This is a genomic window from Streptomyces sp. TRM68367, from assembly GCF_014495685.1.
Taxonomy (GTDB): Bacteria; Actinomycetota; Actinomycetes; order Streptomycetales; family Streptomycetaceae; genus Streptomyces.
On sequence record NZ_JACTVI010000092.1, the window covers coordinates 22,152 to 31,342 of the forward strand.

7 protein-coding genes are annotated in these 9,191 nt (G+C 72.4%); 5 read left to right on the forward strand and 2 right to left on the reverse strand.

The window, feature by feature from the left end:
- Positions 1–93: 93 nt before the first annotated feature.
- Entirely contained in the window at positions 94–4,218 is a 4,125-nt protein-coding gene (locus tag H8R17_RS36350) for a bifunctional nitrate reductase/sulfite reductase flavoprotein subunit alpha (protein ID WP_187827472.1), read from the reverse strand.
- A 194-nt stretch (positions 4,219–4,412) separates the two neighbouring features.
- Between H8R17_RS36350 and H8R17_RS36355 the strand changes: the two genes are divergently transcribed.
- From H8R17_RS36355 to H8R17_RS36370, 4 genes are all read left to right on the forward strand, one after another.
- Positions 4,413–4,808, forward strand: coding sequence for a cell division protein SepF (locus H8R17_RS36355; RefSeq protein ID WP_187827473.1), 396 nt, complete (start codon positions 4,413–4,415; stop codon positions 4,806–4,808).
- A 455-nt stretch (positions 4,809–5,263) separates the two neighbouring features.
- Entirely contained in the window at positions 5,264–6,448 is a 1,185-nt protein-coding gene (locus H8R17_RS36360; RefSeq protein WP_262505786.1) for an ATP-binding protein, read from the forward strand.
- The gene (locus tag H8R17_RS36365) at positions 6,445–6,795 is read left to right on the forward strand and encodes a nucleotide pyrophosphohydrolase (protein WP_187827474.1); all 351 of its coding nucleotides are present in this window, start codon (positions 6,445–6,447) and stop codon (positions 6,793–6,795) included. The genes H8R17_RS36360 and H8R17_RS36365 overlap by 4 nt, the downstream gene beginning before the upstream one ends.
- Positions 6,796–6,963: 168 nt before the next feature.
- Complete coding sequence (locus tag H8R17_RS36370; protein WP_187827475.1) at positions 6,964–7,434, forward strand: DUF6099 family protein; 471 nt, start codon at positions 6,964–6,966, stop codon at positions 7,432–7,434.
- A gap of 243 nt (positions 7,435–7,677) precedes the next feature.
- Here H8R17_RS36370 and H8R17_RS36375 read toward each other — a convergent pair whose 3' ends face one another.
- A complete protein-coding gene (locus tag H8R17_RS36375; RefSeq protein ID WP_187827476.1) occupies positions 7,678–7,845 on the reverse strand; it encodes a hypothetical protein in 168 nt (55 codons plus the stop codon).
- A gap of 250 nt (positions 7,846–8,095) precedes the next feature.
- Between H8R17_RS36375 and H8R17_RS36380 the strand changes: the two genes are divergently transcribed.
- A complete protein-coding gene (locus H8R17_RS36380; RefSeq protein WP_187827477.1) occupies positions 8,096–9,019 on the forward strand; it encodes an LLM class F420-dependent oxidoreductase in 924 nt (307 codons plus the stop codon).
- The last annotated feature ends 172 nt before the right edge of the window (positions 9,020–9,191 follow it).

Genomic DNA, 9,191 nt, shown 5'->3' on the forward strand with positions numbered 1-9,191 from the left:
ACGGAGGTGAAGAGTCCGGTATGAGAGGGGTAAGGGCATCCGGGCCGTGGGTGAGCCCGGGAAACCCGGGGGGCAACTCCCGTCCCGGCGGGCTCAGTACACGTCCCGCACGTACCGCTTGTCCGCCGCCAGTTGCTTCACGTGCGCGGCGGCCTCCGCCTCGCCGAGACCGCCGTGCGCGACCGCGATGTCGCGCAGCGCCCGGTCGACGTCCTTCGCCATGCGCGAGGCGTCGCCGCACACGTAGAAGCGGGCGCCGTCCTGGAGCCAGTGCCACAGCTCGGGCCCGTGCTCGCGCATCCGGTCCTGCACGTACACCTTGTTGCGCTTGTCCCGGGAGAAGGCGGTGTCCAGCCGGGTGAGGACGCCCTCGGCCAGCAGCCCGGTCAGCTCCTCCTCGTAGTAGAAGTCGCTCGCGCGGTGCTGCTCGCCGAAGAACAGCCAGTTGGGGCCCCGGTGGCCGAGCGCCCGGCGCTCCTGGAGGAAACCGATGAAGGGCGCGACCCCGGTGCCGGGGCCGACCATGACCATCGGGGCCGAGACGTCGGCCGGGGGCCGGAAGTGCGGCGAGCGCTGCACGGACACCGGCACCTCGGTGCCCGGCGCGGCGTCGGCCAGGAACGGCGAGCAGACGCCGCCGCGTGGCCGGCCGTGCAGGTTCTCGTACCGCACCACGGAGACCGTCAGCGACACCTGGTGCGGGTCGACGAGCGGGCTGGACGAGATGGAGTACAGCCGCGGCTGGAGCCTGCGGAACACCGCGGCCCACTCCCCGGCGCTCGCCCGCACCCCGTACTCGGCGGCCACGTCCACCGCCTGCCGCCCCCAACTCCACTGCGCCAGGCCGTCCTTGTTGTCGGGCCGCAGCAGCCTGCGCAGCTCGTGGTCGTCCCGGGTGCGGTCGGCGACGAAGCGGAGCAGGTCCGGGGTGATCTTCGTGATGTCGAGGTGCCGGTGCAGCGCCTCGGCGAACGGGACCTCGCCCATACCGTTGATCTCCACGGAAGCTCCGGCGTCGAGCCCGGTCACCGCCAGCCACTCATCCACCAGGGCGGCTGAGTTGACCGGGCGCACGCTCAGCGTGTCCCCGGCCTCGTACGTCAGATCCGTACCGCTCGTGTCGAAGGTGAACCGCCGCACCTCCTTGCCCGCGCCGGGCAGGCTCAGCAGGCGGTTGCCGACGAGGCGGGCGGCGGTGGGGGCGGGCCGGGGCCGGGCCTTGGGCTTTACGGCATCCGTACCGACCGGCTTCACGACCGCCGTGCCGGCCGAGCTCTCGGCAACCGTGCCACCCGCGTTCCCGGCCACCGCGCCGTTCGTGCCGCCCAACGCAGTGAGCACCTGGTCCAGCCACGCCCCCGCCGACGGCTCGTAGTCCGGCTCGCAGTCGATACGCGGCGCCAGCCGCACCGCACCCAGCTCGTCGAGCCGCGCGTCCAGCCGCCGCCCGTGCCCGCAGAAGTCGTCGTAGGAGGAGTCGCCGAACGCGAGCACGGCGTACCGCACCCCCTCCAGCCGCGGCGCCTGCTCAGCCGTGAGCGCGTTCCAGAAGCCGGTCCCGTTGTCGGGCGCGTCGCCGTCCCCGAACGTGCTGGTGATGAAGAGCAGATCGGCGGTGCGGGCGAGCTCCCCGACGTCGGCCTCGTCCATGCCGACCAGGCTCGTCCGGTGCCCGGCCGCGCCCAGCCGCTCGGCGGTGGCGACGGCGAACTCCTCGGCGTTCCCGGTCTGCGAGGCCCACAGCACGACGATCTCGCGCCCGGGCGGCTGCTGTTGGAGCCCGCTCCGGGTGCGGGAGTACATCCCGGCGAGGACGCCGTTGACCCACAGGGCGTGCTCGGGGGAGAAGGGTGCGTCGGGCGGCAGCACCGGGACGCCGGGGGCGCCCGAGCCGAGCCCGGCCAGGAAGCCGGTCAGATACTGGCGCTCCTGCGCGGACAGGACCGGGGGAGGGGAGGGTTCGAGGCCGAAGGGGTCGGCACCGCCCGGCGTGACGGTGGTCGGTGCCAGCGCCTCGACCGGCGCCTCGGTCAGTGGCTCGACGGGCGCCTCCGACACGGGTGTCGCCACCCTCGCCAGCGACACCGCGCACACCTTGAACTCCGGCTGGAACGACACCGGATCCACCGCGTCGCTCGTCACCGCGTTGATGCTCAGATACTCGCCGAACAGGTCGTTCCAGTGGAACGGCGCGAAGACACACCCCGGTCGCACCCGGTCCGTCACCACCGCCGGCAGCACGGCCCGCCCCCGTCGCGAGGCGACCTCCACCGAGTCGCCCTCCGCGATTCCGAGCGCTACCGCATCCTCGGGATGCAACTCCACGAACGGCCCGGAGTTCAGCTTGTTGAGCTTGGCGACCTTCCCGGTCTTCGTCAGCGTGTGCCACTGGTGCTGCACCCGCCCGGTGTTGAGCAGGAACGGATAGTCGTCGTCGGGCAGCTCGCCGGCCGGCAGGTGTGGCCGGGCGAAGAAGGCGGCACGCCCGGACGCCGTCGCGAACCGCAGCCCGTCCTCGCCGACATACCTGACGGGATTGCGCTCCGGCCCGTCCTCCCGCGCGGCCGGCCACTGCACCGGCGTCTCCCGCAGCCGCTCGTACGTCACCCCGCGCAGATCCCACCCGGTCTTCGGGTTCCACGCCCGCCGGATCTCCTCGAAGACCTGCTCGGCGCTGTCGTACGAGAATCCCTTCTCGTACCCCATCGCGCACGCGACCTCCGCGATGATCCGCCAGTCGGCCAGCGCCTCCCCGGGCGGATCGGCCGCGGCCTGCGTCAGGGTGAGACCCCGCTCGCTGTTGACGAAGACGCCCTCCGCCTCGGTCCACATCGCGCCCGGCAGCACGACGTCGGCGTACGCGCCCGTCTCGGTGTCGGTGAAGACGTCCTGGGTGACGACGAACTCGGCGGCCTCCAGGCCCTCGATGACCGTACGGCGGTTCGGGACCGAGGCGACCGGGTTGGTGCAGATGATCCAGCAGGCCTTGATCTCGCCGTCGGCCATCTTCCGGAACATCTCGACGGTGCCCTTGCCGACCCCGTCGGCGCGCAGCGTCCCCGGCGGCAGCTCCCACAACTCCTCTGCGAACGCCCGCTCCTCGTCCACGAGCACCGACCGCTGGCCTGGCAGCCCCGGCCCCATGTACCCCATCTCGCGCCCGCCCATCGCGTTGGGCTGACCGGTCAGGGAGAAGGGCCCGGCGCCCGGACGGCAGATGGCGCCGGTCGCGAGATGCAGGTTGACCAGCGCGTTCGTGTTCCAGGTGCCGTGCGTGGACTGGTTGAGGCCCATGGTCCAGCAGCTCATCCACTGCCGCCCCGCCTCGCCGATCAGCCGCGCCGCCGCCCGGAGGTCGCCCTCCGCGAGCCCGGTGATCTCCGCGACCGCCGCCGGCGCGTAGTCGGCGAGGAACTCGGGCAGCGCCTCCCAGCCCTCGGTGTGCGCGGCGACGAAGCCGGGATCGGTGCGCCCGTCCGCGTGCAGCAGATGCAGCAGACCGTTCAGCAGGGCCAGGTCGGTACCCGGCCTGACCTGAAGAAACAGGTCGGCCTTGGCGGCGGTGGCGGTGCGGCGCGGATCGACCACGATCAGCTTGGCGCCCGCCTTGACCCGCTCCATCATCCGCAGGAAGAGAATCGGATGGCAGTCGGCCATGTTCGATCCGATGACGAGGAAGACATCGGCCTGGTCGAAGTCCTCGTACGACCCCGGCGGCCCGTCGGCACCCAGCGACAGCTTGTAACCCATCCCCGCGCTCGCCATGCACAGCCGCGAATTCGACTCGATCTGGTTCGTCCGCACGAACCCCTTGGCCAGCTTGTTCGCCAGGTACTGCGCCTCCAGGCTCATCTGCCCGGAGACATAGAAGGCGACCGCGTCCGGCCCGTGCTCGTCGACGATTCTCCGCAGCCGCGCGGCGGTCTCCGCGATCGCGTCGGCCACGGGTGCGGGCACCGGCTCCTCTCCCCGGTCGTCCCGGACCAGCGCGCCGGTCAGCCGACCGGGCGCGGCGAGCATGTCGGCCGTCGTCGCGCCCTTCGTGCACAGCCGTCCCGCGTTCGCCGGGTGCGCCTTGTCGCCGGACGCCCTCAGGACCGTACGACGGCCGTCCGGGCCCATGCCGACGTCCAGCACGAGGCCGCAGCCCACACCGCAGTACGAGCACACGGTGCGGACCTGCCGCGTCTCCGCTTGCGTCCCGGGAGTCGTGGTCATGGCGTCGACGGTACGAATTGCCCGTTACGCCGATGTCACACGGCTTGATCATCAGGGGTTACGCCCGTCACACAGCCGCCGTCGGGTCGTTGTGAGGCCCGTTACGGTCGCGCAGTGTGTCGCTGTTGGGCCGAACGGGTGACTGTGCGCAAGAATTGCCCGATGCAGACAGCCAGTGCGAGCCAGGACGGAGCATGCCGGTGAACAGCCACGATGTCACCGACGAACAGTGGGAGGGGCTCGCCCAGGTCGTGCCGCTGCGGGGCCGGGACGCCTGGCCGTCCGCGGTCGACCACCGGTCCATGCCGGAGGCCGAGACCGAGGCGCGGCGGCGGTTCGTCGTGCTGCGGGTGAACGTGTTCGCGGACGCCCGCGACGTCGCCGAGACGCTGATGGCGGGCGTGCCCGTGCTGCTCGATCTGACCGGCGCGGAGAACGAGGTCGCCAAGCGCGTCCTGGATTTCAGCGCGGGCGTTGTCTTCGGCCTGTCGAGCAGCATGCGCCGGGTCGACCGGAACGTGTTCCTGCTCACACCGGCGGGCACCGAGGTGACCGGGTTGGTGGAGGAGGCGGGGGTCCCTGGGGGGTGAGCCGGGGGCGTCCGAGGGCCTGCTGCGGGGCCCCTCGGGCGTGAGGCCGCCGCGGGACGGGGGCGCCGGGGATGGCGGGTTCCCCGGTGTGCGCGGTGGCGTCCCGCCGGGGGCAGCGGGAATCCGGGCCGCACCCATCCGGACGTTCCGCGTCCGGGACGTCCGGTCGAGCGCTCCGCGCCGCCGCGCGAGCCGGCCGGGACGGCACGCATCGCCCGGCACTCCCATGCCGCCCCGATGACCACCGCGACTGTGATGACGGGACCGCCCGGCTGCACCACCCGGCGGGCCGTGACCGCGTGGCCTTTTGCCGAGGGCTGGGGGCGCTCTGGTGTGAGGAGTCCGGTCGGCGAGTGAGTGCCGCGTGACCTGCGGTCCGTGCGTGGTCGCTCGATCGTGGTAAGAGTGCCGGGGCGGAACGGTTCGTCGTGTGTGTGGGGTCCTACCGTCCGGGCATGACCCTGTCCTCCGCGCCCGGCGGGCCCTGGAAGTCGTTGCCGGGGCCTTCCGGAGACGGTGCCGAGTCCGCGGAGCGGCCCCGCGTCACCGAGCTCCGGCTGTCGGCCTTCGCCCGCCACCGGCGGGTCGGCCTCCCGCTCGGTCCGCTCACCCTCCTCACCGGGCCCAGCGGCTGCGGCAAGTCCAGCGCGCTCAGGGCGTACGAGGCCCTGGCCCGGCTCGGCGGCGGCGCCGAACTCGGCACGGTGTTCCCGGACCCGCTCTCCTGCGTGCCGGAGCGGGCCCGGCCCGACGCCCAGCGCCGCCGCGGCTTCCGCATCGGCTGCACGGCCGACGGACCCGAGGGTCCGGTCCGGCTCGACGTCGCCGTACAGGCCGAGCCCGAACTGCGCGTCGTGGGAGAGAGACTGACCGCGGACGGGCTCGTGCTCCTGGAGACCGCCCTGCGCGACCCCGGGCGGCGCACCGTGCAGGCCGCGTGGCACACCGCCGGATCCGCGCCGGTGACCCGGGCGCCGCTGCCGGACGACCGGCTGGGCACCGCCCTGCTGCCGCTGCGCGTGGCCGGCAAGACGCCCGGCCAGCGCAGGGTGCTGGCCGCCGCCGAGCAGATGGTGGTCGCCCTGCGCTCCGTCTTCGCCTGCGACCCGCGGCCCGCCCGGATGCGCATCCCCGTGCCGAACGGCTCCGGGCGGCTGCTGCGCGGCTGCGACAACCTCGCCGACGTGCTGTGCCGCACCCGCACCGAATGCGGCAGACGGCACGCGCAGTTCGTCGCCGCGGTACGCGCCGGGTGCGCGGGGGACGTCGCGGACGTGGTCGCCGAACCGCGCACCGACGGCACGGTCCGCGCGCTGCTCGACCGCGGCGACGGGATCCGCACCGGCCTGGGACGCCTGGGCTACGGCGAGTTGAGGTACCTCGCCCTCGCCCTCGTACTGCTCACCGGACCGGGCGTGCTGGAGGTCGACCCGGCCGGCGAGGTGCCCGCCGCGATGCAGACGCTCACCGTCCTCGCCGACGGCCTCGACCGGGGCCTGGATCCCCGGCAGCGGGCGGAGTTGCTGCGGCTGGCGGCGCGGATGTGCGAGCGCGGGCACATCCGGCTCGTCGGCGCGGTGAGCGACGCGTCCTGGGCGGCCGAAGCGGCCGGGGTCACAGTGGTACACCTGGACCCGTGACCGATCCTCAGCACCCTCAGCGCGAACCCCTGGACCTGGCGAAGCTGCAGCGCCGGCTGGCCGAGTTCGCCGCCGCGCGCAACTGGCAGCCGTACCACACGCCCAAAAACCTCGTCGCCGCGCTCAGTGTGGAGGCCTCCGAACTCGTAGAGATCTTCCAGTGGTTGACGCCCGATGAGTCGGCGCGCATCATGCAGGACCCCGACAGCGCGCACCGCGTCACGGACGAGGTCGCCGACGTGCTCGCGTATCTGCTCCAGCTGTGCGAGGTGCTGGGGATCGACCTGTTGGCCGCGCTGGACGCGAAGATCGACCGCAACGAGCAGAGATTCCCACCGGAGCCCTAGACTCCGCTATTACGGGCAGTGACTATTTTCCTCCCCGAAACCGATTTGTTGTCCCCAGATTTCCGTTTACCTCTAGCTTTTCGCCTCGCGGACCTTCACTCTGGGTAGTGGACAACGGAGTTCGGGCGGACGTGTTCGAAGAGCGCGTCGGACAGACGGGGACAGCGCATGGACGCGGTGCGGCTCATTGTGACGAGCAGGCGTGCCCTGGCCGCGAGCAGGGACCTCGCGGAGATACTGGCGGAGGTGTGGCAGGCACAGGCCCTGGCCCAGGCGATCGGCAGCCGCCTGGCGGTCTTCGGCCCGCCCGAACTGCGTGGCGAGGCACTGGGGTTGACCGAGCTGGCCGGCCGGGGCTGCGGGGTCCTGGATCCACCGGAACTGGACGCCGGCGATCTGCGCGCGGCCCAGCTCACCGAACTGGGCGACGCCCGCCAGGCTTTGATCCGCCTCGGCAGCCTCCTGGGCGAGGTGAGCATCGCCCTGGTCGGCATAGCCTCGGCCGCCGACGACGAGACCACGTACTGGCAGTGCATGGAAGCCATCGACGCGGCCGACGAATCCCGCGACCGGGTCCTGCAGATGCTCCGCAGACTCGCGGGCCGGGAAGAGGCGTTACCGGAACGCGAGGCAGGCTGACGGACACTTCCCGGCGCCGGCCGGCAAATCTCAGCCTGTCCGGCGACGACAGGTAGCCGACGATGGCGCGCAAGCGCGGGCATACACGGCCGTCATAGCTGTGGACAGCCGTGCCTCCCCCAGTGCGGCACGGGTGGGCGCTGGGGGTGCCCCCGCGCGAGCTCGTTCGCGCGCGGGGGAGGCACCCCCGCCAGTGGGGGCAAGCTCACCCATCCCCGGCCCATCCCAACCGACGGTCACCGCTCAACCGGCGTCCCCCTCCTCCCGCCCAGACCCCCCGGCCGACTGCAAATCCGCATCCAGCGCCGAGAGATCCGCATTCAGCGCCGCCATCAGCTCCTCCATCTGCTCCAGAAGCCCCTTCGGCCGCCCAGCGGCAGCTGCCTGCTGCGGCACGGTCTCTTCGGACATGACGGCCTCCTCGGCCCCTGGCCCCCGGGGGAGGCCGACGCAGGTGACACCCCGGCGATCGGCCGCCGGTGCGGGCGCCGGGCGGTCCGGCTCCGCCCGAGCCAACGATCACCGCCGGAACGGGTCACTGGCGCCGTCAGGCCCCCTGCGCGGGTTGACGGGATTTCACCCCACGGGGGACGCGACGGACCACCACGCGCCGGAGTACCGCCGCCCTCCCCCCGCCGCCCGAGCGTGCAGGATGGAAGGCATGGATCTTCGCATCTTCACCGAGCCCCAGCAGGGGGCCACCTACGACACCTTGCTCACCGTGGCGAAAGCCACCGAAGACCTCGGCTTCGACGCTTTCTTCCGTTCCGACCATTACCTCCGCATGGGCTCCGTGGACGGCCTCCCAGGCCCAACCGACGCCTGGATCACCCTCGCCGGCCTCGCCCGCGAGACCCGGCGCATCCGCCTCGGCACCCTCATGACCGCCGGCACCTTCCGCCTCCCCGGCGTGCTCGCCATCCAGGTCGCACAGGTCGACCAGATGTCCGGCGGCCGCGTCGAACTCGGCCTGGGCACAGGCTGGTTCGAGGAGGAGCACAAGGCGTACGGCATCCCGTTCCCGAAGGAGAAGTTCGCCCGCCTGGAAGAGCAGCTGGCCATCGTCACCGGCCTGTGGGCGACGGAGCCCGGCCAGACCTTCAGCTACGACGGCGCCCACTACCAGCTGACCGACTCCCCGGCCCTGCCCAAGCCCGCGCAGCCCAAGGTGCCGGTGCTCATCGGCGGTCACGGCGCCACCCGCACCCCGCGGCTCGCCGGCCGCTACGCCGACGAGTTCAACATGCCGTTCGCCTCGATCGAGGACAGTGAGCGGCAGTTCGGCCGGGTGCGCGCCGCGGCCGAGGAAGCCGGCCGCAAGGCCGACGACCTCGTCTACTCCAACGCCCTCGTCGTCTGTGTCGGCAAGGACGACGCCGAGGTCGCCCGCCGCGCCGACGCGATCGGCCGCCAGGTCGACGAGCTGAAGCTCAACGGCCTGGCCGGCTCCCCGGCCGAGGTCGTCGACAAGATCGGCCGCTACGCCGAGATCGGCGCCCGCCGGATCTACCTCCAGGTCCTCGACCTGGACGACCTGGACCACCTGGAGCTGATCTCCTCCCAGGTGCAGTCGCAGCTGCCGTAGCGCACGTACGGCATACGGCACCGCCGGTGCGGGCCGTCCCACCCGCACCGGCAGGCGCGCACCTCGTGGCCGTGCGGCCTCAGCCGAGGGCGAAGTAGCGCAGCCACACGTAGACCAGGGACAGAGCGACGGTCACGGCAGTCACGATCAGTCCGTACTTGGTGAACTGCCA

What these genes read in the sequence shown, in the direction of transcription:
- H8R17_RS36350 (WP_187827472.1), bottom strand. Translation starts at nt 4,218, where the DNA reads ATGACCACGACTCCCGGGACGCAAGCGGAGACGCGGCAGGTCCGCACC.
- H8R17_RS36355 (WP_187827473.1), top strand. Translation starts at nt 4,413, where the DNA reads ATGCCGGTGAACAGCCACGATGTCACCGACGAACAGTGGGAGGGGCTC.
- H8R17_RS36360 (WP_262505786.1), top strand. Translation starts at nt 5,264, where the DNA reads ATGACCCTGTCCTCCGCGCCCGGCGGGCCCTGGAAGTCGTTGCCGGGG.
- H8R17_RS36370 (WP_187827475.1), top strand. Translation starts at nt 6,964, where the DNA reads ATGGACGCGGTGCGGCTCATTGTGACGAGCAGGCGTGCCCTGGCCGCG.
- H8R17_RS36375 (WP_187827476.1), bottom strand. Translation starts at nt 7,845, where the DNA reads ATGTCCGAAGAGACCGTGCCGCAGCAGGCAGCTGCCGCTGGGCGGCCG.
- H8R17_RS36380 (WP_187827477.1), top strand. Translation starts at nt 8,096, where the DNA reads ATGGATCTTCGCATCTTCACCGAGCCCCAGCAGGGGGCCACCTACGAC.